Raw genomic sequence first — 23,772 nt, 5'->3', positions numbered from 1 at the left:
TCACTTTTCGTACAGACGGGCCCAGTTCTCGCGGCTGGTGAGCTGCGGGAACTCACGAGCGAATGCTTCAGCCACACTTGGCGCTTCGGCGAGGAACCGCTTCATGACGCCGGCGAGGCGACCGCTCATCTCGGCGGCCTTCTCGCTGTCGAAGCGGCGTTCACGCACGCCTCCCTGCGAAGCATCGGTGACGAAGACGTGATCGAAACGTCCGACGTGCCACCACTGCGCGTCCTCGTACGAAATCGCCACCGGACCTCGCTCGAGGTGATTGCGAGCCTGCATCACAGCGCGTTTCGCCAGAACGAGGTCCGTCCACAAACCGGGTTTCGGGCTGGGCGCAACGCGGCGGATCGGCAGCCTGCCCGGCAGCTCCGACGCCGGGCGGGTCACAGTCTCGGGGAAGCGCTTACGTTCCTGGTTGATCGCGGCAAGCGCCTTCTGCCCACCGTCCGCCAAACCTGCCGGCCCCTCGAGGAATCCCTCGATCGCCCGGAGTTGCGTATGTGCAAGGCCGTACTGCAAACCCACGATCGAGTGCGAAATATCCCGGGAGAGCTGCTTCGCGAGGGTTTTGGGTGCAAACCCTGGGTCCAGCGCAGCGGTGATCAGACCGTTGCGCGTACTGAAGTAGTGCGCGAAACCGTCGACGTCCTTCCAATAGAAGTCCGCATGCCACACAGCAGCCGACGGCAACGTGATGGTGGGAATCCCGGCCCGCCCGGCCCGCAAGCTGTACTCGACGTCGTCCCACTGGAAGAAAACCGGCAGTGGCAACCCGATCCGCTCGATGGCTTCGGCAGGGATCAGGCAAGACCACCAGCCGTTGTATTCGGCATCCACGCGGCGTTCCGGTAGCTCCTCGAGCACACTCCGGTTGCGAACACCGTGCTCGTCGGTCGGCACACCACGCTGCAGGGTGCCCAGATCGACGCGTTCACCCGAAGCCAACAGGAAGTCGGGGTTGAACAGAAAGAGCATCTGGGCGCCGATCAAAGCCGGCTCCGTCGTCATGTTCGCGAACGCACTCAGTCGAAGAACCGATTCGGGCTCGCACAGAATGTCGTCGTCCATCAAGATCACGTCGGCGTGCGGCCCGGCCGCCGAAGCCTCGTACAGGCCCCGGGTGAATCCGCCGGCACCACCCAGATTCGCCTGCCGCAGATATTGCAACCGCGAACCGAACTTCTTCGACACTTCCTGGAACAGCTCACGGCTCTCTACCGGATCCGTTCCCTGATCGACGACGTACAGAGCGTCGAGCAACGCGAGTACACGCTCGTCGGACGCGAGGGCCTCGACCGTGCGCGCACAGTCGTCCGCACGATTGAACGTGCAGATCGCCACGGCTACCGGGCGAATCGACTCCGGCGAGACGACGGTCCATTCCACATCGTCGACCACTGCGCCGCCACCCTGCGCTTCGAACTGCAGCCACAGTGCCCCGCCGTCGACGAAAGTATCGAGCGGGGCGGTCATGGACACTCGCTCGTCGCCGGTCACGACGACGTTCGTCACGATCCGGCGGTGACCACCGATGTCCGAGGCCTGGATCTGGATGCGGCAAGCGGTATCGGCCACGACATGCGCGGTGACAGTGACCTCGGTGACGTTGGTCCAGCGCTGCCAGTAGCTGGCCGGAAAACGACCGAAGAAGGTGTTGGTGTGTGCGACGGCCCCGGGCTGAAGCCGCAACTCGAATCGCGATCGCGTCGACATTCCGACCTTGGTCACCGCATACAGTTCGTCACTGGCGACGGGCGAAGTTCCGGTGAACAACGTCCGCTGCGCCAGCAGTCGATCCGACGTCGCGCTGCGTTCGATCAACTCGACTCCGGAATCGGACTGGTCATCGGTCGTGTTCACGGTATCCACGCCCCGCAGGGTATCGCGAATCCGCACCTCGGCGCCCCGGGCACCGAGTCACACCAGGTCTACCCGTGATTACTCACTGCAGCGGCGGAGCGCAGCTCGGTCTTTCGCCGACGAAGCGACAACAATCCCTTTGCCATCTGGATCACGTCCTTCGGCGAGATACGGCTTGCATGTGCCAGATGATCGTCACTGAGTCGGATCGGGACCTCGACCGGGCGCACCCCGGCCAATTCGAGCGCGTAGTCCAATTCGGTAGTGAAGAGGAATCCACGCTCGGTCAATGAGGGTGCGATTCGACGCAGCAAAACGCCGTCGACGATGAAAGTTCCCTGAGGATCGCCCGTGCGAGTGCCCAGCACGACCCGTCGCAGCGTCGCGAATCCGCCGGTCATCACCGAACGCAGCAGGCCACGTTCCACCTCTGATTCCGAATGAGCCTTCGAACCGATGACCACCGGCGGAACGGACCCTAGGTCCGCCATCACGCGGTCGGCCCCTTCGATGTCACCGAAACCGAACGGAAGATCGTCCGCTGTGAGCAACACGCGCCGTCCACGAGAAGCAAGTGTCCCGGCGCGAAGCGCCGCACCCATTCCTTTATCGCTGCTCATCGGAAGGAAAGTCACTCCCGGCCACGACCAGGAAGCCGCCAGAGCGGCACATACGTCGGCAGTGTTGTCCGTCGACCCGTTCTCCACGACGATGATCTCGACCTGACCGGCGCTCTCGGCCGGGCGGCTGGTGAAGTACTCGGCGAATTGACGCACCGTCGACTCCAGCACCTCGCCTGAGTTGTATGCGGGGATGATCACCGAGAGTTCCGGCGTAGCTGGTTCCCCACGAACGGGTTCCGTTCGCGATGTCGCCACGTCCCGATCTCCTTACTTCCCCGACTGCAGTTCGAACTCGTCGGAATACTACGCTCCGAGAAACAAGGCGCAGCCCAGGCTCCGAGAAAAAGAGCACGACCCAGGCTCCGAACAACAGCCATCGACTCGAAGACGAAAGCACATCGTGAAATCTGACTTACCGCTCGCACAACGCGTGGTGCCGCCAATTCTTCTCGCCGCTCTGGTGTCGATCGTCGCCGCCATCCCACTGATCTCCAATCGGTGGTTCTACTACTGGGACGACAGCGCAGCAGCTTTCACGCCTGGTTGGCACACGATCGGCGAGCGAATCCTGTCCGGGTCATGGCCGACGCTCATCCCCGAATTGTGGGCCGGCGGCAATGTCACAGCCGAAGCCCTTTACGGGACATACAATCCCGTGATCCTTCTGGATTCGGTTGCCATTGCACTCATTCCGAACCTGGGAATCGGAATCACCCTGGTCAAGATGCAATTCATGGCGATTCTCGCGGTAGGCGTTTATCTGGTGGCCCGCCAGTACGGCGCCAATCGGTCGATGGCTTTCATCGCCGGATTTGCCATGCCGTTCGCCGGATACACGCTCTATTTCGACGCCTCCAGTTGGGCGTCCGGGCTGATCGCCTTCGCCTGGATCCCCCACGTCTGGTGGTCTACCCGCGCCAGCGCCCTCGGCCGAGTGAACCCCCTGGTACCGATCGTTTTCGGCTATCTTGCGATGACCACCGGAAACCCGTACGGCGCTGTCGGTGTCGCGGTCGTCTACCTCGCTGTCATAGCGGAATGCATCGCAATCAAACGCGCAGGCAGCATCAAATCACTGATGATCAGCGCGGCAGCGATCATCATGATGTCGCTGATCGTGTATCTACCATTGCTCTTCACCACCGGCGTGTCGGTGCGTACTCAGTCCGGAATCGCGAACGACGGTTCGCTTCGACCCGATCTCGGTGATCTGCTCAACCTCTCCGGCCCGTCGAACCAGCCGTACGTCACCGCTTTCGCTTCGCCTGCCATGACGATTCCACTGGTGTACCTGGCCTGGTTCCTCATACCGCTCGCACCGTGGATTCAATGGAAGTCACTGAAGAAGTTGGGCCGCCACAGCGTCTCGCTGTTCGTATTCGGCGGAATCTACGTCGTACTACTTCTCGGACCGTCGAATCTCTGGCTGTTCCGTTGGCCAGCGCGACTGCTCGAGTACGGTCAACTGCCCGCCATCGTGGTCACGGCGGTCGCCCTCTCTGCCGGACTGCATCGTGATCGAATCCGGACAAGATCAATCATCACCGCGGGATTGTTGGCACTTCAGTTCTATCTTGCCTGGTCGAATGTCCCGGAAGACATCGGTATTCACTCGGCATCACTGATAATCACCGTGGTTCTCACCGTCTTCGCGTTGGTCGTGGCCTACCGAAAGCCCCGCTACCTCGCCGGTGCCCTCGCTGTCGGCATCGTCGTCGTGCTCAGTGCTCAGACCAATTTCTGGTTCACCGGAAACTACAACGTGACACCGTGGAAGTTCCCCAGGCAGGTGGCATTCCTGGAGTCCAAGTTCGAGGACCGTTACCAGGGAACCACTTTCGCGATTGCCGACCCCGTCAACATCCCGCCGGACAACGAAACCGGGCAGTGGGGTGACCTCCTGTTCGGCAACGCCTGGCAGCCTGCCGGAGTCAATGCCGTCAACAGCTACGCCGGAATCAGCTACAACGATTTCGTTCAAGCACTGTGCTTGAACTACTACGGCGGCGTCCAGTGTCCGGACGGCGTCGACCGACTGCTCGCTGAATCGCCGGGAACGGGTGTGTCCTGGCTCGACGCGATGCGAGTCGACACGGTCGTCGTTCAGAATTCCGGACCGTACGGCGGAAAACGCGCCCTCGACGCCCTACCCGAGGGCGAGTGGACCGTATCGCCGGATCGGGTGGTCACGGTCGGCCATCGCACCACCGAGCATCAGTGGCCCGACGGTCGCGTATCCGCAGCGACGCCTGGTCTCGACGTACGTGGCGATGCCGCCGCTACGGACACCAGGGAAACCGTCGAATACACCGGATCAGGCACGGTCACATTCGCCCTACTGGCCTGGCCGGGCTGGACGGCGACTGTCGATGGTCAGACGGTCGAGACGAAGGCCAGCCCCGGCGGGTTGTTGCAGGTCGATCTACCGCCGAGTGCCACGTCCGGATCTGCCCTCACCATCGAATTCAGTCCACCCGGAAGCACTTTCGGCTGGACTGTCGCCGGCGTCGGATTGCTCCTGGCACTGTCTCAAGGAGCGTGGGCCTTCCGACGCCGACGCAGCGGTCAGGACGACAACGCTGCAGCCAACGCAGATTCCGTCACCTCGTGAACCGCGCGGTGAGCGGGCAGAATCGACGCTCGCTCACCGTCTGCGTCACCGGTGCCCTGCACCAATCCGAGGAAATGCGTCAGCTGCGCGGCAAGCGGTTCCTCGCTGTAGCGGATCGTCGGAATTTCGATGACCGTCTGCTGCTGGTAGCCGTCCCGATCGGTGGGCATGTTGTCGTCGATGTGCCGGTAGATCGTGATGTCGCGACGCAGGAGATCGATCTCGATGAGTCGATCGGCCTCGAGCAACGACAGCTGGCGAATCTTGCGCTGACTGATCCGGCTCGCGGAAATCGTTGCAACAGCACCTGATCCGAAGCGCAATACGGCGTCGGCGCAATCTTCCGACCGGTTCTGCACGGACGTCGGGTGGAAGTAGCCGAACTCCCCTTTTGCCAAACTGGGTTCCGAGCCGGCAAATCCGATGGCAAGGTCGATATCGTGAATCAGCAGGTCCGTCGCGACACCCGTCGGAATGCGGGAAACGAACGGCGAGTGGCGGATACCGTTCACCTGCCACACATCGCCGGAGAACTCACGGGCGGTGCGGACAGCGGGATTGAACCGTTCGAGCAGTCCACACATCAGGGGAACACCGGACGCGCGTGAACGATCGACCAGGTCGACGCTCTGCTCGTACGTCGCTGCCAACGGCTTCTCCACCAGGACGGGCTTCCCCAGATCGAGAACCCGCCCGGCCAACTCGTAGTGCGCCGGCGTAGCAGCAGCGATCACGACAGCATCGATCTCGTCGAGGGAGTCGAAATCGGCGGCCCAACGCGTATCGAACCGCGCAGCAACAGCTTTGCCCTGCTCCTCGCGCGGCTCGATCAGCAGATCCAACTCGCACAGCGCCGACTGCGCGATGACCCGCGCATGCAGCGAGCCCATCTGACCGGATCCGACAAGAGCGATACGTGGCTTGCTAGCAGTCATTTTTCAGGCCTCCATGGCGCCGCGTACCGCGGCAACGATCTGATCGACGTCGCCGGCGGACAACGCAGCGTGGACGGGGATGCTCAGGCACCGCGACGCAACCGAAGTGGCCACCGGCGTCTCGTCGATGACGACGCGCGGATGTTCGCGGTAGCACTCGTAGTCGTAGACGGCCTTCGGGTAGTAGATGCCGCTACCGATGTCCTTCGCGGCCAGACGCTCACTCAACTGGTCGCGAGTGATCGGTGCGTCTTCGGCCAGCAGCAAGGTGAACTGATGCCAGACATGTCCACGACCGGACAGTTCGCTCGGCAGGATCAGTCCTTCGACGTCCTTCAGGCCGACACGCAAGGCCTCCGCATTCCGGCGGCGCGCCTCGACCTGCTGCATGTACGTCGCCATCTGGGGCAGAGCCAAGCTCGCCTGGAGGTCAGTCATCCGGTAGTTCTGGCCGACCATCTCGTACTGGTAGCGCGCCCGCATGCCCTGGTTGCGCAGGACCCGAAGTCGATCGGCGATCGCGTCGTCGTCGGTCGTGATCATTCCGCCCTCGGCGGTCGTGAGGTTCTTCGTTGCATAGAACGAGAAGCAACCCACACCGAAACTGCCGGCGCCTCGCCCGTCGTACGTCGCTCCGTGGGCCTGAGCGGCGTCCTCGACGACAGTCAGACCGTTTTTCGATGCCAACGGCATCAATGCGCCCATGTCCGCCGACTGTCCGTACAGATGAACCGGCATCAGAACCTTCGTGCGGTCACCGATTCGATCGGCAGCGACTGCCGGGTCGATGTTGAAATCGGACTCGGAGATATCGGCAAACCTCGCGGTCGCGCCTGCCTCGAGAATTGCATTGAGGGTGGCCACGAACGTGAACGGCGTGGTCAGAACCTCGTCACCTGGCTGAAGATCCTGGACCTGAAGAGCCGCGATCAATGCGGTCGTGCCGTTGTTCACCGCCACCGCGTGTCGCGTTCCGACCAGCGCCGCGAACTCGTCCTCGAGCCGCTTCACCTTGGGTCCCTGCGCGACGATCCCCGATCGCAGAGTGTCCAGCACCTCGCGCTCGACTTCTTCCCCGAACGAGATACTGGATATCGCGATCACTGAGTTACCTCCGATAGATTCATCCGACCGTCGTCGGAACGAAATACCCCGACAACCCAGGAAGCGTATCGAAACACGATTCGATACTTCGAGAGGATTCCGGAACCTGCATGTCTGAACGAGCCGACTGCCACATCCATCCGACCGCCGTGATCGGCGCCGACGTACTGATCGGGGCGGGAGTCACGATCGGACCGAACGCGGTACTCACGGGCCCACTCGAGATCGGCGACGACTGCTGGATCGGCTCGGGAGCGGTCTTGGGAGCTCCCCCCGAGATCCTCGGCGCGTTACATCCGACGTCCTGGTCCGTCAGCGCCGGTCTGGGAATTCGAATCGGTGCTCGAACGACGATTCGCGAATTGAGCACAGTCCATCAGGGAAGCGAACGCCGCACCGAAATCGGCGAAGACTGCTTCGTGATGAACAGAGTGGGAATCGAGCACGACGTGCAGATCGGTGACCGCTGCGTCGTGTCCTCCGGTACGACGCTTGCCGGGCACGTCAGCGTCGGAGACGGCGTCAACCTGGGCATGCACACTGTCGCGCACCAACGACGCGTCGTCGGCTCCGGATCCATGATCGGCATGGGAACCGTCGTGGTCAAGGACGTCCCGCCCTTCTCCAAGGCCTTCGGCAACCCGGTGTCGTTGCACGGTGTCAACCGGGTCGGAATGAGTCGGTCGGGAATCGCGGAGGAGGACATCGCCGCGATCGAAGCCGTGTACGCCGCGGGAAGCTTCGGCACGTCACCGGCCATTCCGGACTCGCTGTCGGAGGCCTTCACCTGGTGGCGGGAACGCGCCGACAAACCGCTCGTGGTTTAGCGAGACAAATCCTGGTTGGTATCGTCTGCGAAATGACGAACGGGCGGGATGCAGGCGCGTGAGTACCTCTCCCGAATCTGAACAACCGGTCGAAGACGTCGAACCGGCCGCAGAGCCGAACGCTCTACGCGGCCTTCTCGTCAACGGATTCAAGGTCCTCGTCACCCTCGCGATCGTCGTCGCGATCATCTTCGCGGTGAAGTCCCAATGGTCCGAGGTCAAGAACACGATCACCGAGCTGAACTGGTGGACGCTTGCCGCCTCGTCGGTGTTCATCTTCCTCGGTATGGGTGCCGCAGTGCGGGCCTGGCAACACGCACTCGGCGCCCTCGAACAACCGATTCCGGCCTTCGACGCCGCTCGCGCTTATCTGGTCGGCCAACTCGGCAAGTACCTTCCCGGCAGTGTCTGGGCCTTCGTTCTGCAAACGGAACTCGTGAGGCGCGCCGGTGTGTCCCGTGCCGCAGGCTTTGTCGCAGTGCTGGTCACGGTGGGGTTGAGCACAACTTCGGCGCTGGTCGTCGGCCTCTTCGGTCTACCTGCCCTGTTCGAGGTCAGCACGGCGGCAGCGGTCGGCGTGATCATCCTCGTACCGATCGCATTGGTCTGCGCCTACCCGCCGGTGCTCACACGCCTGGTGAACCTTGCGCTGAAACTGCTCCGCCGCACGCCGCTGCACAAGCCGCTCACGATGCACAAGATTGCGCTCGCATTGGGCTGGTGCGCAGCAAGCTGGGTGCTCTACGGCATCCAGTTGTGGTTGCTCGCGTCCAGTTCGGCGGGCTTCGAAATCCGTGGGCTCGTCCAGTGCATCGGCGCTCTCGCCCTCGGTATGTGCGCGGGCGTCCTCGTGTTCGTCGTCCCGTCCGGAATCGGTGTCCGCGAAGCCGTCATCGTCGCAGCGCTTTCACCGTTCATGGATGCCGGCGTCGCGCTCGGCCTCGCACTGGCGTCGAGGCTGCTGTTCACCCTCTGTGAGGTCTTTGCCGGCGTCGTGGCTGCACTGTCGGGATCACGAGGCCTGCGCAATGCACTCGTGCACGAGCGCTCGCGGGTGCCGGACCCCACCAAAGCCTGACGTTCGGTCAGATCACTTTCTCGGCCGCTGAATACTGCGTCTCGACGCCGGCCTTCTGCGGACGCCACCACTGCTCGTTGTCGCGATACCACTCGACGGTGGCTTCCAGTCCGCTTCGAAAATCGCGGTACTGCGGCTTCCACCCAAGTTCCTGCTGTAGTCGCGTCGAATCGATCGCATACCGCAGATCGTGACCAGGGCGGTCGGTGACGAAGTCGAAATCGTCCGGCTTGCGTCCGAAAATTTCGAGCAGAGCCGCAATCACCCTCCGGTTGTCGGTTTCACCGTCGGCGCCGATCAGATAAGTCTCGCCGGACTTTCCGCGGTCCAGAATGTCCCAGACGGCGCGGTTGTGGTCCTCGACGTGAATCCAGTCGCGGACGTTGCGGCCTTCCCCGTACAACCGTGGACGCACTCCGTCGAGCAGATTGGTGATCTGGCGTGGGATGAACTTCTCCACATGCTGGTACGGGCCGTAATTGTTGGAGCAGTTCGAGATGGTCGCCGCGATCCCGAACGAGCGCACCCAGGCGCGCACGAACAGATCACTCGACGCCTTGGACGCGGAGTACGGGCTCGACGGGTTGTACGGTGTCGTCTCCGTGAACTTCGCCGGATCATCCAGTTCGAGGTCGCCGTACACCTCGTCGGTCGAAATGTGGTGATAACGGACCCCGTGCGAACGCACAGCCTGCAGGAGCGAGAAGGTTCCCATGACGTTGGTGCGCAAAAACGGTTCGGGGTCGGCGATGGAATTGTCGTTGTGGCTTTCGGCCGCGAAGTGCACGACTGCGTCGGAGCGCGAGACAAGATCGTCGACCAGCGACTCGTCGGCCACGTCGCCGTGGACAAACGTGATCCGGTCCTCGACGGACGCCAGGGACTGGCGATTTCCGGCGTAGGTCAGAGCGTCGAGAACCGTGACTTCCACGTCGGGACGCGTCGCCACCGTCTGATGAACGAAATTGGCACCGATGAAGCCGGCACCCCCGGTGACCAGTAGTCGCACGTCATCTCCTCAGGCTCATCGGACGAACCCCACTTTAGCGGCCGGGCGTGTCATGTCCGTTTGCGTCGGCAGGCAGGAGTGCAGGACACTGCACGCATGCGCGGAATCATTCTGGCCGGTGGCACCGGGTCGCGGTTGCACCCGATCACCCTCGGAGTGAGCAAGCAACTCTTGCCTGTCTACGACAAGCCGATGATCTACTACCCGCTCTCCACTCTCATGCTCGCCGACATTCGCGACATCTTGATCATCACGACCCCACACGACGCCGAACAATTCCGCCGGGTTCTCGGCGACGGCTCACAATTCGGCGTCAACCTCACCTATGCAGTGCAACACGAACCGAACGGCCTCGCAACGGCATTCACCCTCGGCGCAGAGCACATCGGATCCGACTCCGTGGCGCTCGTCCTCGGCGACAACATCTTCTACGGCCCCGGCCTCGGAACCCAACTCAGGCGTTTCTCCGACATCGACGGCGGAGCCGTATTCGCTTACTGGGTCTCGAATCCGACCGCCTACGGCGTCGTCGAATTCGACGACTCGGGTCGCGCCGTGTCCATCGAGGAAAAGCCGACGTCACCGAAATCCAATTACGCAGTCCCCGGCCTCTATTTCTACGACAGCGACGTCGTGGACATCGCACGCACTCTGAAGCCCTCTGCGCGTGGCGAATACGAAATCAGCGACATCAATCAGCACTATCTCGAAGCTGGCAAACTTTCTGTCGATGTCCTCCCCCGCGGAACCGCGTGGCTCGACACCGGCACACCCGATTCCCTGCTCGAGGCAGCGAACTACGTGCGGACCATCGAACACCGCCAAGGCCTCAAGATCGGTTCCCCTGAAGAGGTTGCGTGGCGTCAAGGATTCATCAGCTCCAACCAATTACGCACTCAGGCAGAAGCATTGGGCAAATCCGGGTACGGCAACTACCTACTCGAGCTGCTCGAGCACGGCAAGGAATGGTGACGTGGAAATCCGTCCACTGAAGATCGCCGGAGCTTGGGAAATTACACCGAAGCAGTTCGGCGACAACCGCGGTGTCTTTCTCGAATGGTTCAAAAGCTCCGCCTTCACCGCCGCGACGGGCCGCACTCTCGACCTCGCGCAGGCCAACTGCTCGGTCTCCGAAGCCGGTAGCCTCCGCGGGATCCACTTCACCGACAATCCGCCCGGACAGGCGAAGTACATCACCTGCGTGAAAGGTGCCTTCCTCGACGTTGTCGTAGACCTGCGCGTCGGATCACCGACCTTCGGCGAGTGGGATGCAGTGGTGATCGACGACGTCGATCGACGAGCGGTGTTCCTGGAGGAAGGCCTCGGCCACGCGATCCTTTCACTCGAAGACGGATCGACAGTGATGTACCTGTGCAGCATCGAATACTCGCCCCACCTGGACCGCGACCTCGATCCCTTCGATCCGGAACTCGCGATCGAATGGCCGAGAACAGACCGTAAGGGCAACCCTCTGACCTACGAGCTCTCCGCAAAGGACGCTGCCGCGCCGTCCCTGGCAACGCTCCGCGCGGACGGCATGTTGCCCGGTTTTGTGGCCGAAGATTCGCCGAATCGGTAATCTTCACCTTTCACGACTCGATGGCATGACACCGGCGGGACGGACGGCTGGATGACCAAACGTGCGAGCAGACGCGGCCTGTGGACGGCCGTCGTTCTCGCAGCCGGCCTCGGTGGTATCGCGCTGGTCGCACCGCCCCTGACTCCGGGAACGATCGAGTCCGCACCGGTCACCGTCATCACGACCACCCCACCCGCGCCGGTTGTTCCACTCACGCCGGAGGAGCTCTCGGCCCGGGTGGTCCCCACCATCGTCACCATCACGGCGCCGGCCGGATTCACCACCACTGCTGGGACCGGGATCGTGCTCTCCCCTGACGGAGTGGTGCTCACGAATCACCACGTCATCAGCGGAGCTTCGGACGTCACTGCCGTCAGCATGTCCAACGGACTGATCTACGACGCCGAGATCCTCGGGTACGACAGCGTCAGCGACCTTGCCGTCCTTCGACTCGCGGGCGCTGACGATCTGCCGGTGGCTGTGGTCGGCAAATCAGCAGAAGCCGCTCGCGGGGATGCCGTCACCGCAATCGGAAATGCGGAAGGCGGCGGAGTACCCGTCCCTGCTCCCGGCGTCATCACCAACCTCGGTGTCACCGTCAACACCCGCAACGTGTCCGACGGATCGCGAAACCAGTTGAAGGGCCTCATCGAGGTCGACGCGGACATCCGGCCTGGCGATTCCGGTGGCCCCCTGGTCAACGCCATTGGCGAGCTGATCGGCGTCAGCAGCGCGGGCAACGCCGTCACCGACCGCACCGAAACCTCACCGGCGCCTCAGTCCTACGCGATACCGATCGACACCGCACTACCGATCGTCGAGCAGGTACTCGGTGGCCGCTCCTCCGAGAACGTGCGTGTGGGACCGACACCCGTACTCGGTGTCGCGGTGAAGGATCACGCGGACATGCCGGCCGGCGCCGAAGTTGTTGCCGTGAGCTTCGATTCGCCGGCCGAGCGGGTGGGGCTGACCAAAGGTGCGGTCATCACCGAGTTCGGTGGCAGCCGGATCGCGTCGTCCGCTGATCTCAACGCGGCGATGAGCTCGCGCCGCCCCGGCGACACCGTCGCGGTGACGTGGGTGGACGCAACCGGGCAACCCGGGACCGGGTCGCTGGTCCTCGACGAGGGGCCACCTCGCTAGTCGTACAGGGCGCCAGCCGTGAAAGCATCGTGGCATGACCACGGTTCTCCTGCTCACCTGTGACGGCGCCGCCCGCGAGGCGGATGTCGAAAGCAAACTCGTCATGGAAGCTCTCACCTCCTACGGCATCGCGTCGACGATGGCGCCGTGGTCGAGCCCGTCCCTCCTCGATATCGACGCCGACCTGGTTCTGATCCGGTCGACCTGGGACTACACCCAGCGCCTCGACGAATTTCTCGCCGTTCTCGATCAGCTGACCGCTCCGATCGCCAATCCACTCTCGATCGTGAAGTGGAACGCACACAAGGGATACCTCACCGAACTTGCCGCGGCCGGCGTACCTATCGTCCCCACCGCTGTGATCGCTGCCGGACAGAGCGAAACACTCACCCTCCCTTCGTTCGAGGGTGCCGACGTCATCGTCAAGCCTGCAGTGTCCGCCGGCGCTGTCGGAGTGGGAAAGTTTGCCTCGGGGTCCGCGCAGGCCCACGCTCACCTCAGCTCGATCCTCGAGAGTGGCAACGACGCGTTGGTCCAGCCATTCGTCTCGGACGTCGTCGACGGTGAGCGCTCGATCATCCACATCGGCGGACGCTACTCGCACGCTGTCCGGAAGATCCCGGCCGCCAACGACTTCCGCGTGCAGGAATTTCACGGTGGAACCAACCACCTCCACGAACCGTCCGCCGCCGAACTCGCGGTGGCCGACGCAGCACTGGCCGCGACCCCATGCGGCCCCGGCGAATTGCTTTATGCGCGTGTGGACGTCGTGGGCCCGGTGGATCAGCCACTGCTCATGGAAGTGGAATTGATCGAGCCCGAACTCTTTCTGCCATTCGCCCCTGGATCTGCCGACGCCCTCGCACGGGCAGTTGTCGCGTCACTAGGTCGGTGACGCGCCACGGAGTGCCTTCTTGTCGATCTTCCCCAAAGCAGTGAGCGGCAGCGCTTCCAGAATCGAAATCTCCTTGGGCGCCCAGATCGGACCCTTGTGCGATCTCACGTGCGCGATGAGTTGATCGGGTGTGACCGACCATCCCGTCTTCAGTACGACTGCGGCGGTAACAGCTTCTCCCCATTGAGAATCGGGGACACCGAATACCGCACATGCTGCCACCGCGGGATGATGTCCGAGTGAGTCCTCGACTTCGCGCGGGTAGACGTTGAATCCACCACTGATGATCGTGTCTTTGATGCGGTCGACGATCGAGATGAGCCCACTTTCGTCGATTCGAGCAACGTCGCCGGTGTGCAACCACCCATTCGCGAGCGCTGCAGCGGTTTGTTCAGGTTTGTTCCAATAGCCGTCCATCACGAGCGGACCTCGCACACAAAGCTCGCCGGGTACGCCCGTCGCCGTCTCGTTTCCCTGCTCGTCAAGCAACACCACTTCGACACCTGGCATCGCGCGCCCACAACTCCCCAAAACTGCGGGATCGTCCGTGTGCTCACGTGTATCGAGTACCGTCAACGCATTCGGGGCTTCGGCCTGACCGTAATGCTGGCTCAGGATCGGCCCGAACACCGCCCCTGCCTGCTCGAGCCTGGTGGGGTCGATGGGTGCAGCACCGTAAAGCATCCAGTTCAGCCCAGACAGATTCGCATCCGACAGGCGTGGATGGTCGAGTAAGGCATAGAGCATCGTGGGAACCACGAATGTAGCTGTGACTCCGCCATTTTCGATGGCGTCGACAACTCTGTCCGGGTCGAACGACCTGTGCAACTCGAAGCTTGCACCTCGCAGCAGACCGGGTGCGACGAGCAGACCGGCAGCATGAGACATCGGCGTAGTGAGCAGCATGGTGGTTTCAGCCGGCCACTCCCACGTTGTGCAGGCCCAGGCATTGGCGACCAAGGATCGGTCCCTGAGCATGACGCCTTTCGGCTCACCGGTGGTTCCACCGGTGTAGAAGAGATACAAAGCTCGCCCCTGACCGCCTAAGCCTGAACCTATTCCCGCCGTACTCAATTCACACGCTGATTCGAGGGCTGACAGTGACATCACTCGAGTCTGTGCCGCTTCGGCGCGTACCTGGAACTGTCCGTCGGCAACCAACAGGAGATCGGTACCACTGTCTTTCAGCACCATCCTGTCGTTCTCTTCGGTCGCGAGCGGATGGAGTGCCGTGTAGCGCACGCCCGCCAGACACGCCGCGGCCATGACCGTGAATGCTTCAGGACACGGCCCCGCAAGCAGGGCGACGCCGGCTCCGTCCGGCAGAGCGAAGCTACTGAGGACACCTGCAATCCGCTCGATCTGTTCCGCAGTCTGCCGATATGTCAGCTCGGCCCGATCACCGTTCCGATCCGTGAATCGAAACGCGATGTGGTCTGGTCGGCGTCGCAGCGCCGACAGAATCAGATCCGCATATCCCGCTTGCACGTGCAAGCCTGGCGCCATCGGTTCATCGTTCATGATGTCCGCGTTCATCGTGGCCCTCCCAAGATCGTGACCGCGGCGACGGCTTCCTCGATGCCGTAGAGACCTCCGCCGTTCTCTGCGACCGCGATTCGAGCACCCGGAACTTGTCGCCGCCCTGCTTGTCCACGCAACTGCGTGACAAGTTCGAAGACCTGCGCCAGTCCCGTTGCCGAGACCGGATGACCACGGGACTCGAGCCCACCTGACGGATTGACCGGACGCACGCCTCCCAACGAACTCGCACCGGACGCCGACCACGCGCCGCCCTCACCGATCGGGCAGAACCCCAGATTCTCGACCTGCTGCACTTCACCGAAGGCCGTGGCGTCGTGGACCTCTGCCACATCCACATCGCCTGGCCCGACTCCGGCTTCCTCGTATGCGCTCATTGCTGCACGGCGACCGATGTGACTCTCCACGTCATCTGCGGTCCGATCCGTGCCTGACACCAAGCTGCAACCGAGTACCTGCGCCGCCCGCCGAGAGGAATCGTGCCTTCGAGCAAAGTCCGCACTGGTCACAATGACCGCCGCTGCACCGTCACTGACGGGCGAGCACATCGGAACTGTCAGAGGCCACGCGACTTGCCTTGCGGCAAGCACCTCTTCGACGCTGAAGAGTTTGCGAAAGTGCGACCGCGGATTGTGCACGGAATGCGCATGATTTTTGGCTGCTACGGACGCGAGCTCGAACTCGGTGGTTCCGAATCTCTCCATGTGCGCCCGGGCAAGAGAAGCGTAGATCTCCATGAACACCGACCGCTCACCCTGCGATCCGAGTGCATCCGGCAGCGGAGCGGACAGCGAAGCAAGGCCCGCGAGCGTCTCGTCGCGATGCGCAACGTCGAGTGCACCGTCGAACACCTCCAGACTTCGAGCCGGATCCGAGCACACCAGCTTGTCCACCCCGACCGCCAACGCGACCTCGGACAGACCGGCGCGAACGTGGGCGATCGCCAGCCAGAGTGCAGTCGCGCCGCCGGCGCAGGCATTTTCGACATTGACGACCGGGACTCCCCCGAAACCGTATGGCCTCAAGGCAATCTGGCCTGGGATCATGTGCTGCCGGTCGATCGCCTTCTGGCTGACTGTCGCGTAGAAGACCGCACCGACGTCACCGCGGGTCAGGCCCGCGTCTTCGACGGCATCGATCGCCGCACGCCCCGCCAATTCCGAGGCCGCGGTATCCGCGTGCCGCCCGAAGAGAGTCGCGCCGACACCGAGAACCATGACTTCGCCGCTCACGCCACCACTCGATTCCTCAATACACCGAGGCCGGTGACCTCGAGTTCGACTACGTCTCCCGGTTCCAGGAACCGCCCGTGCTCCAAGCCGCATCCACTCGGCACGGTGCCGGAACAGAAGACTTCACCCGGGTACAGCCGCGTGGAAGTCGAAGCGAACGAAATCACGTCCTCGAAACGATGGTCCATGTCGGCGCTGGTTCCTCGGCTCACCTCGTCTCCGTTGATTCTCGCGGTCATCTCGAGTTGGTAGGGGTCACCGACTTCGTCGGCCGTCACGATCCAGGGCCCGAGGACATTCGCGTTCGAAAAGTCCTTGCTCTTACTGAGACCGAGTCCGGTGGAGATCTCCTCGAGCTGAGTATCGCGGGCGCTGAAATCGTTGAAGATGGTGTAACCGAAGATATGCGCAGGGGCATCCGCGCGTGAGATGTCGGTTCCACCGCGCCCCAGCACACAGGCGAATTCGAGTTCGTAATCGCGCAGGCTCGAGTACTCGGGCCACACGACGTCAGATTTGTGTCCGGTCACCGCCAATCGGTTCGCTATGTAATACAGCGGGCGCTCCAACTGGATCTTCGGCAGTTCGACGTCCTCGAGTGCGACCCCTTGAATTCGGGCGCGAGCGTTGCGGAAGTGATCCATGAAGCAGCCGAAGTCTCGGATCTGGACCGGCTGAGGAAGCGGCGACATCCAGCGCACATCACCTGCGTCGACGATTGCACTTGCCGGCGGCTCGTCTGCGAGCCGATCCAGGGTCTCCCGTGCCGCCGGACCACCTTCGATGATGGTTTGCATGGTTTCCAGTTCTGGAGCCGGTTTTCCCGTCACATCATGATGAGCTCGCTCGAGTAACAACAGTTGCTCGCCGCTGCCCGTCACCAGAGCCGTCTGCTGAGTCTTTTCGTATTCGACGGTCGCAAGTTTCACTGTGAGTCAATACCTTTCACTGAATTGTTCGTTAGGTGAGGCAGGAATTTTGCTCAGACGAACGCGACCACACGAGCCGGGGCAGCGCTGGCTCGCGCAAGCTTGATCGGGAAAAACGCCACGTGAAATCCCGAGGGCGGAAGCGCGGCGAGGTTCGCCAGTTGCTGAACGATGAATACTTCACGTTCGCGTCCGGCCCGGTGCCCGTCCCAGAGAACCGAGTTGTCCCCGGTGTCACGAAATTTCTGCGCCATGACTGCAAAGCTCAAGTCCCAGCCGGCAGCGTCGGTGCCCAGCACCTTCGCGCCTTGCTCGGCGAGAAACAGCGTGCCTTCGCGACTCATCCCTGGATACTGAAAGAACCCTGGATCAGCCAAGGTGAAGCTCTCTTGTCCGGTACGGAGCAACACGGCACCACCCTGGGGAACGGACGCACCGTTTTCCGCCAGGGCAGCTTTCAGCGCGTCCACCGAGATCGGCTGATTCGCCTCGCACCGGCCGCGCAGGTCGAGCACCACTGTCTCGCAGAACAATTCATCCAACGCGATGTCTGTGATCGTGCGAGAAGGCTTACCCTCCGAGGTTGATCCGTAGTGCAACGGCGCGTCGACGTGTGTGCCCAGATGGCTGTTGAACTCACTCAACATCTCCGATCCCCACCCCTCACCGTCCGGAAGATCATGAACTCCGCACTGCAGTGCTGCCGCGAACTCGTCGCGTCCGGCACCTGCGGGGTGCGAGTAGGTCACCGAGGGGGCAACGACGGAAGCCAGTGCCTTCAAACCCTCGGGGAGCAATTCCCGATCGGCCGGATCGAGAGTTCTAGTCAGATCGATGAGTTCCATGTCCGCCCATTCCGTTAAGTTATTGGACGCTCAGCATAGAACTGGACGATCAACATAGGCAAGAGGGTGTCGCGAGAGGAATACGGCCGGCCGATGGCCGGCCTCGTAGCATGAGTGCGGTGCGCAGGTCTCGGCCCCGACGGGCGCGTCGACGTCACCGCGTGCCGGAATTGGCTGCACTCGAGAACGAAAGAAGGCAGGAACACCGAATGGCGTCGACACGCAAGCAGGAGATTTCCGAGGAAACCAGACGGCGACTGGTGAAAGCCGCGGCCGAACTGGCTGCCGAAGGCGGGTCGACCGCGATGTCCGTACAAGCCGTGGCAGAAAGATCCGGTATCAGCAGAGGGTCCGTGGCCTGGCACTTCGGATCGAAGGACGGGCTTCTACGAGCCGTCGTCGAGGACGCATTCCGGTGGGGCATGGAAAAGCTACGCGCAGAGTTGGCATCATCCTCGGCGACTGGAATCGAAGCATTGATCGAAGCCAACTTCGTACTGATGTCATACCCCGAGGCACGAATTTTCTCGACCATCTTGATCGAAGCCGTGATTCCCGGGTCCACCATCCGCGAGACCTACGCAGAGCAGTACGTCGCAATGCGAACGCTGTACGCGGACTACCTGCGTTCGATCGACACCCCGGTCACCAATCCGGAGTTGGTTGCCGTCACCCTTCTGGCCGGCACTCTCGGGATCAACCTCCAACATCGCCTCGATCCCGACAACGTCGATCGACGTTCAGCAGTAACCGAGCTCGAATCGATCTATGCCCGCGCGATGGCACCTACCACAACGTCAGGACACGAGAATCCCTAACCGGACCGGAAGTTCAACTTCCCGAACAACTTTCGCCCGCGACCTGGGGCGGGACCGCATCCAGCCTGGCGCGAATGAACCTGGCAACGTCACGTAGCGCAGCCCGGCTCTCCGGCAAGCCAGGCCAGACGGCGGGAAACGCGTGAACCTGGCCGTTCCAGATCTGCAGCGAGCACGGCACCCCCGCGGCGGCGAGCCGTTGCGCCATCACCTCCGAATCGACTCTGAGCACCTCGGATTCGGCGGCGATCAGCAACGACGGCGGCAGAGCGGCCAGATCGCCGTCGACGGGTGAGTTCGTCTGTCCGCCAAGCTTTCCGATCGCCATCAATGCCGACACCGGGGCGATCACGTCGCGTCGAGCGTTGGCGTGGACTGATTTGGTGGTGCAATCGAGATCGAGGAGAGGTGAGAGCCCGACAAGACCGGCCGGAACCTCGAGCCCCGCGGAAACAGCTGCAAGTGCCGTCGCGAAGACCAGAAAGCCTCCGGCCGAATCGCCAACGAAGACAACCTTTTCCGGCAAGGCTCCCTGTTCGAGGAGCCACCGGTATGCATCGAGACAGTCGTCGACGGACCCGCTGATGCTCGTGCTCGGCAACTGTCGATATGCGATGTGCAGGACCGGAAGGCCGGTTCGCTTGGCGATGCTTGCAACGACCGGCCGATGCGTGTTGAGCCCGCAGCACATGAACCCGCCGCCGTGCAGGTAGAGAACAACACCGTCGCGCAGATCAGCCGTCGAGCCTGCCGTCCGCACGAGTTCACCGTCGAAACCTGGAAAGCGAATCGCTTCCCGATCGATCCCGGACGGAATGCGTACACCCGCGGCCGAGTCCAGCACTGCGGCGCGGCGCATGGCGCCAGGCGTCAGCGGCGCGATCCCGACCACGGGCCGAAGCATCCATCGGCACGCGTTGTAGAGGACCTGCGATTCGATACTCGGCCTGCCGTATCGAGTTCCGGTCCTTCGACTGACTGTCGGCAACAGAGACATCTGTCCAGATTAGAAGCGATCAGGCACCGAAGAGGTCGACTTCGTCGAGATCGTCGACGATCGTGACCTTTCGTTTCCGCCCGCCGATGACCTTGCCCAGACCGCGCAGTCCACCGGACTGAGCTTTCGGGGCGGGTTCGATGCGCTGCGGCGCAACTCTTGTCCGCGCTGCGCGCTGAACAGGCTTGGGGGCGGGGGCTGCTGCAGGTGCCGCGGGTTCGGGAACCTCGGCTGGAACCACCGCTTCCGGCTCCACGAAGCCCTGAGCAACCGGGGCCTCGGGCGCGACCTCAGCGGCTTCCTCGACCTCCGCCACTTGCTCCACCTGCACCGGTCCGTCGATCACCGGGATGTCCGACGCCCAGCGGACCCGATACTCGAGGCCGCGCGACGCCAGTTCACGTGCGAGATCGCCATGCCAGACCCCGTCTTCGCCGTCGCCGTATACCCGTGCGTCGGAACTGACCCAGATCACGTCGACGCCCGGGTTCCGGTCGGCGAGATCGAGCACGGTCAGCCAGTTCAGCGTCGCCGGATATCCGTCTCGCTTCTTCTTGTCGGTATAGGGCCGACGCAGCGAGATCGCCCTCTCGGCCACCTCGAGATGCGACACGTCGACTGGATCGACCACTTCGACGCCGATCGCCACGAGGTCTTCGATCACGTCGTCGACGTAGCCGTCGGCCTTGTCGTGAGCCGCGTCGACAAATCTCGTGAGGTCACGCCGCAACCCCAGTCGGTCGTACATGCGCGCCTGGACGCTCAGAGCCGCGATCATCTCCGCCGATTCCTCGCGGTAGCGGCTTGCAACCTCGAGGACGACCAATCGCGGCACGACGACGCGGTGTCCGAGCGCGCGAGCGTCGGCGACGGCAGTGTCGAACCGTGCACCCCTGGTCAGGGCCGAAGAATCGAGAACGATGATCATGGGCTCGATTCTCTCTCGAGAAACCGGACGAATGCGCTAATCCACCCCGAACCGTTACTTGATCTTGAAGATCACTGCCCGCTGAACGATGAAGTTGATGACCGTCGCGGTGCCCTGCGCGATGACGAAGGCCAGCGGCATGCGCCACCACTCGTCGGCGAGCACATGCACCATCAGCGCGTTGAGCCCGACCTGAACCGCAAAAGTGACCGCGTACAGCACGACAACAGCGATGAAGCGGGCGCGAGAAGGCTCGGCCTTGAACGTCCACCGCCGGTTGATCAGATACGCCGTCGTAGTGCCGGCGATAAAGCTGATCGACTTGGCCACGCTCAGATCGAGGCCGACGACCTTGAACAGGAATGCATACAGCCCGTAGTCCACGACCGCCGACAGCCCACCCGTCGCGACGAACCGGACGATCTGCGTTTTCAGGTCCATCGCGTCGTCGGCGATGTCCGTCGTGACAGGAATCTCGACGGGCAGCGGGACGTGGGGTTCGTGCTGGTGACTTGCAGGTGTTTCGGGCACGACGACGAGAGTAACCACTCGAGTCGGAGCCGTCGGCACTACTCCCAGGTAACCTCTACCTTGATGTCCACGACAGCAGAAGAGACGCCGCAGCCGGCTCTCCACACCCAAACCCGCACCCTCACCGGTTGGGGACGCACCGCCGCCACCACTGCACAGGTGCTGTCCACCCCCGACGTGGAAGTGATCGCCAACGCGGTCGCCCAGGTTGCGGAACAGAACGATTCCAAGCCCTCGCATCTGCGACGCGGCGTCATCGCGCGCGGCCTCGGCCGCTCGTACGGTGACCCAGCGCAGAACGCCGGCGGCCTGGTCATCGACATGAATGCACTCAGCCGCATTCACCGCATCGATCGCGACACCGCTCTGGTGGACGTCGACGCCGGCGTGAATCTGGATCAGCTGATGAAGGCTGCTCTGCCGTTCGGCCTGTGGGTTCCGGTCCTGCCGGGTACTCGTCAGGTCACGATCGGCGGCGCCATCGGCTCGGATATCCACGGCAAGAACCACCACAGCGCGGGCAGCTTCGGCAACCACGTCGTGTCGTTGGATCTGCTGACGGCCGACGGCAAGGTTCGCACGCTCACCCCCAAGGGCGGGCGCAACGACCCGAAGGCCGCACTGTTCTGGGCCACGATCGGCGGCATGGGCCTGACGGGCATCATCTTGCGGGCAACCATCAAGATGACACCGACGGAGACGGCGTACTTCATCGCCGACGGCGACGTCACCAACAGCCTCGACGAGACCATCGCGCTGCACAGCGACGGCAGTGAGGCCAACTACGAGTATTCGAGCGCGTGGTTCGACGCGATTTCCGCGCCCCCGAAGCTCGGCCGGGCGGCAGTCTCGCGCGGGTCATTGGCGAAGCTCGACCAGCTTCCGGCCAAGCTGCAGAAGAACCCGCTCGCCTTCGACGCACCGCAGTTGCTGACGTTCCCCGACGTCTTCCCGAACGGGCTGGCCAACAAGTTCAACTTCACCGCGATCGGTGAGGTCTGGTTCCGCAAGTCCGGCAAGTATCGCGGCAAGGTCCAGAATCTGACGCAGTTCTACCACCCGCTCGACATGTTCGGTGAGTGGAACCGCGCGTACGGATCCAACGGATTCCTGCAGTACCAGTTCGTGGTTCCGCCGGAGGCCGTCGACGAGTTCAAGAAGATCATCGTCGACATCCAGCGCAGCGGGCACTACTCGTTCCTCAACGTGTTCAAGCTCTTCGGCGAAGGCAATCAGGCGCCGCTGAGCTTCCCGATCCCGGGCTGGAACATCTGCGTCGACTTCCGCATCAAGCCGGGCCTGAACGAGTTCGTCACCGAACTCGACAAGCGTGTCCTCGAATTCGGCGGACGCCTGTACACGGCCAAGGACTCGCGGACGTCCGCGGAAACCTTCCACGCCATGTACCCGCGCATCGACGAGTGGATCGCGACGCGCCGCAAGTACGACCCCACAGGCGTTTTCGCCTCCGATATGTCCAGAAGGCTGGAACTGTGATCAACGCTGTAGGTAACCCGCAAACCGTTTTGCTTCTCGGTGGAACCTCCGAGATCGGCCTCGCCATCTGTGAGGAGTACCTGAAGAAGGCGCCGCTCCGCGTCGTTCTGGCGGCACTCCCTGGCGATCCGGGACGCGAAGCTGCGGTCAAGCAGCTCGAAGCGAAGGGTGCCACCTCGGTGGAGCTCATCGACTTCGACGCCGTTGATTTCGAATCGCACCCGAAGGTGATCGACCAGGCGTTCTCGAACGGTGACGTCGACGTCGCCATCGTCGCCTTCGCACTGGACGGTGACTCCGAAGAGCTGTGGCAGAACCAGCGCAAGGCCGTTCTGGTGGCAAACGTCAACTACACCGCCTCCGTCTCGGTCGGTGTTCTTCTCGGCGAGAAGATGAAGGCTCAGGGCTTCGGCAAGATCATCGCGATGTCGTCGGTTGCCGGCGAGCGCGTCAAGCGTGCCAACTTCGTCTACGGATCCACCAAGGCGGGCCTCGACGGTTTCTACCTCGGACTCGGCGAGGCTCTCGCGGAATTCGGACCGCAGGTCACCGTCGTTCGCCCCGGCATGGTGCGCACGCAGTTCAGTGCCCACGTCAAGGAAGCTCCGCTGACGGTCAACAAGGACATCGTCGCGAAGCTCGCTGTTGCCGCCTCGGACAAGGGCAAGGAAATCGTCTGGACTCCCGGCCCGTGGCGCTTCGTCATGATGGGTCTTCGCCACGTGCCGCGCCCGATCTTCCGGAAGTTGCCGGTTTAAGCTCCTCCCGTGCCAGAAACAACAACTG

Annotated in this window: 22 protein-coding genes; 10 read left to right on the top strand and 12 right to left on the bottom strand. The window is 62.7% G+C overall.

Going from position 1 to position 23,772, the window contains the following annotated elements; all coding sequences use genetic code 11:
* Together GN300_RS12275 and GN300_RS12270 are read right to left on the bottom strand one after the other, a co-directional pair.
* Entirely contained in the window at positions 1-1,866 is a 1,866-nt protein-coding gene (locus GN300_RS12275) for a glycosyltransferase (protein WP_082845741.1), read from the bottom strand.
* Positions 1,867-1,934: 68 nt separating this feature from the next.
* Positions 1,935-2,744 (bottom strand): glycosyltransferase, encoded by an 810-nt coding sequence (locus GN300_RS12270; protein WP_042921213.1) that lies wholly within the window; start codon positions 2,742-2,744, stop codon positions 1,935-1,937.
* A 145-nt stretch (positions 2,745-2,889) separates the two neighbouring features.
* Between GN300_RS12270 and GN300_RS12265 the strand changes: the two genes are divergently transcribed.
* Positions 2,890-5,100: a hypothetical protein gene (locus GN300_RS12265; protein WP_063315248.1), complete on the top strand. Its 2,211-nt coding sequence runs from the start codon at positions 2,890-2,892 to the stop codon at positions 5,098-5,100.
* Here the strand turns inward: GN300_RS12265 and GN300_RS12260 are convergent.
* Positions 5,055-6,035 (bottom strand): Gfo/Idh/MocA family protein, encoded by a 981-nt coding sequence (locus tag GN300_RS12260; RefSeq protein ID WP_063315249.1) that lies wholly within the window; start codon positions 6,033-6,035, stop codon positions 5,055-5,057. The two genes, GN300_RS12265 and GN300_RS12260, sit on opposite strands and share 46 nt — an antisense overlap.
* A gap of 3 nt (positions 6,036-6,038) precedes the next feature.
* Complete coding sequence (locus GN300_RS12255; protein ID WP_042950324.1) at positions 6,039-7,139, bottom strand: DegT/DnrJ/EryC1/StrS aminotransferase family protein; 1,101 nt, start codon at positions 7,137-7,139, stop codon at positions 6,039-6,041.
* 110 nt (positions 7,140-7,249) lie between these two features.
* On the opposite strand from GN300_RS12255, the gene GN300_RS12250 reads away from it, so the two are divergent.
* Together GN300_RS12250 and GN300_RS12245 are read left to right on the top strand one after the other, a co-directional pair.
* Positions 7,250-7,966, top strand: coding sequence for a DapH/DapD/GlmU-related protein (locus GN300_RS12250; protein WP_058038038.1), 717 nt, complete (start codon positions 7,250-7,252; stop codon positions 7,964-7,966).
* Positions 7,967-8,024: 58 nt separating this feature from the next.
* Entirely contained in the window at positions 8,025-9,044 is a 1,020-nt protein-coding gene (locus GN300_RS12245; RefSeq protein WP_058038039.1) for a lysylphosphatidylglycerol synthase transmembrane domain-containing protein, read from the top strand.
* Between the two features lie 7 nt (positions 9,045-9,051).
* Here GN300_RS12245 and rfbB read toward each other — a convergent pair whose 3' ends face one another.
* On the bottom strand, positions 9,052-10,053 hold the full coding sequence (rfbB, locus tag GN300_RS12240; RefSeq protein WP_063315250.1) for a dTDP-glucose 4,6-dehydratase: 1,002 nt from the start codon (positions 10,051-10,053) through the stop codon (positions 9,052-9,054).
* Between the two features lie 96 nt (positions 10,054-10,149).
* Here rfbB and rfbA point away from each other — a divergent pair, with 96 nt between their 5' ends.
* Genes rfbA through GN300_RS12220 form a run of 4 tightly spaced genes read left to right on the top strand, consistent with a single transcriptional unit; the run spans position 10,150 to position 13,670 of the window.
* Positions 10,150-11,025 (top strand): glucose-1-phosphate thymidylyltransferase RfbA, encoded by an 876-nt coding sequence (gene rfbA, locus GN300_RS12235; protein ID WP_042447804.1) that lies wholly within the window; start codon positions 10,150-10,152, stop codon positions 11,023-11,025.
* Position 11,026: 1 nt separating this feature from the next.
* Complete coding sequence (locus tag GN300_RS12230; protein WP_042921219.1) at positions 11,027-11,632, top strand: dTDP-4-dehydrorhamnose 3,5-epimerase family protein; 606 nt, start codon at positions 11,027-11,029, stop codon at positions 11,630-11,632.
* A gap of 51 nt (positions 11,633-11,683) precedes the next feature.
* Positions 11,684-12,775 (top strand): S1C family serine protease, encoded by a 1,092-nt coding sequence (locus GN300_RS12225; protein ID WP_063315251.1) that lies wholly within the window; start codon positions 11,684-11,686, stop codon positions 12,773-12,775.
* 34 nt (positions 12,776-12,809) lie between these two features.
* Positions 12,810-13,670, top strand: coding sequence for a RimK family alpha-L-glutamate ligase (locus GN300_RS12220; protein ID WP_063315252.1), 861 nt, complete (start codon positions 12,810-12,812; stop codon positions 13,668-13,670).
* Here GN300_RS12220 and GN300_RS12215 read toward each other — a convergent pair.
* Genes GN300_RS12215 through GN300_RS12200 form a run of 4 tightly spaced genes read right to left on the bottom strand, consistent with a single transcriptional unit; the run spans position 13,659 to position 18,215 of the window.
* The gene (locus tag GN300_RS12215) at positions 13,659-15,206 is read right to left on the bottom strand and encodes an AMP-binding protein (RefSeq protein ID WP_063315253.1); all 1,548 of its coding nucleotides are present in this window, start codon (positions 15,204-15,206) and stop codon (positions 13,659-13,661) included. The two genes, GN300_RS12220 and GN300_RS12215, sit on opposite strands and share 12 nt — an antisense overlap.
* Positions 15,203-16,441: a thiolase family protein gene (locus GN300_RS12210; RefSeq protein WP_082845698.1), complete on the bottom strand. Its 1,239-nt coding sequence runs from the start codon at positions 16,439-16,441 to the stop codon at positions 15,203-15,205. The genes GN300_RS12215 and GN300_RS12210 overlap by 4 nt, the downstream gene beginning before the upstream one ends.
* A complete protein-coding gene (locus tag GN300_RS12205) occupies positions 16,438-17,370 on the bottom strand; it encodes a fumarylacetoacetate hydrolase family protein (RefSeq protein WP_030535808.1) in 933 nt (310 codons plus the stop codon). The genes GN300_RS12210 and GN300_RS12205 overlap by 4 nt, the downstream gene beginning before the upstream one ends.
* Positions 17,371-17,423: 53 nt before the next feature.
* Positions 17,424-18,215: a cyclase family protein gene (locus GN300_RS12200; protein WP_051649531.1), complete on the bottom strand. Its 792-nt coding sequence runs from the start codon at positions 18,213-18,215 to the stop codon at positions 17,424-17,426.
* Positions 18,216-18,424: 209 nt separating this feature from the next.
* Here GN300_RS12200 and GN300_RS12195 point away from each other — a divergent pair, with 209 nt between their 5' ends.
* Positions 18,425-19,033 carry a TetR/AcrR family transcriptional regulator gene (locus tag GN300_RS12195; protein WP_158170230.1) on the top strand — a complete coding sequence of 203 codons (609 nt, stop codon included), beginning with the start codon at positions 18,425-18,427 and terminating at the stop codon, positions 19,031-19,033.
* Positions 19,034-19,046: 13 nt separating this feature from the next.
* On the opposite strand, the gene GN300_RS12190 is transcribed toward GN300_RS12195, so the two are convergent.
* From GN300_RS12190 to GN300_RS12180, 3 genes are read right to left on the bottom strand one after another with little or no spacing between them, the layout of a single operon-like run.
* Positions 19,047-20,030, bottom strand: a complete 984-nt coding sequence (locus GN300_RS12190) for an alpha/beta hydrolase (protein WP_030535811.1) — start codon at positions 20,028-20,030, stop codon at positions 19,047-19,049.
* Positions 20,031-20,049: 19 nt separating this feature from the next.
* Complete coding sequence (locus tag GN300_RS12185; RefSeq protein ID WP_058038045.1) at positions 20,050-20,958, bottom strand: PIN domain-containing protein; 909 nt, start codon at positions 20,956-20,958, stop codon at positions 20,050-20,052.
* 54 nt (positions 20,959-21,012) lie between these two features.
* Positions 21,013-21,489, bottom strand: coding sequence for a GtrA family protein (locus GN300_RS12180; protein WP_078377459.1), 477 nt, complete (start codon positions 21,487-21,489; stop codon positions 21,013-21,015).
* 63 nt (positions 21,490-21,552) lie between these two features.
* On the opposite strand from GN300_RS12180, the gene GN300_RS12175 reads away from it, so the two are divergent.
* Together GN300_RS12175 and GN300_RS12170 are read left to right on the top strand one after the other, a co-directional pair.
* Positions 21,553-22,986: an FAD-binding oxidoreductase gene (locus GN300_RS12175; RefSeq protein WP_063315254.1), complete on the top strand. Its 1,434-nt coding sequence runs from the start codon at positions 21,553-21,555 to the stop codon at positions 22,984-22,986.
* On the top strand, positions 22,983-23,744 hold the full coding sequence (locus tag GN300_RS12170) for a decaprenylphospho-beta-D-erythro-pentofuranosid-2-ulose 2-reductase (RefSeq protein WP_007731800.1): 762 nt from the start codon (positions 22,983-22,985) through the stop codon (positions 23,742-23,744). Before GN300_RS12175 ends, GN300_RS12170 begins: the two co-directional genes overlap by 4 nt.
* The last annotated feature ends 28 nt before the right edge of the window (positions 23,745-23,772 follow it).

It is taken from the genome of Rhodococcus sp. Ni2 (genome assembly GCF_021352185.1).
GTDB lineage: Bacteria > Actinomycetota > Actinomycetes > Mycobacteriales > Mycobacteriaceae > Rhodococcus_F > Rhodococcus_F qingshengii.
The sequence above is the reverse complement of the archived record's forward strand: the minus strand, read 5'-3'. Positions and strand labels throughout refer to the sequence as shown.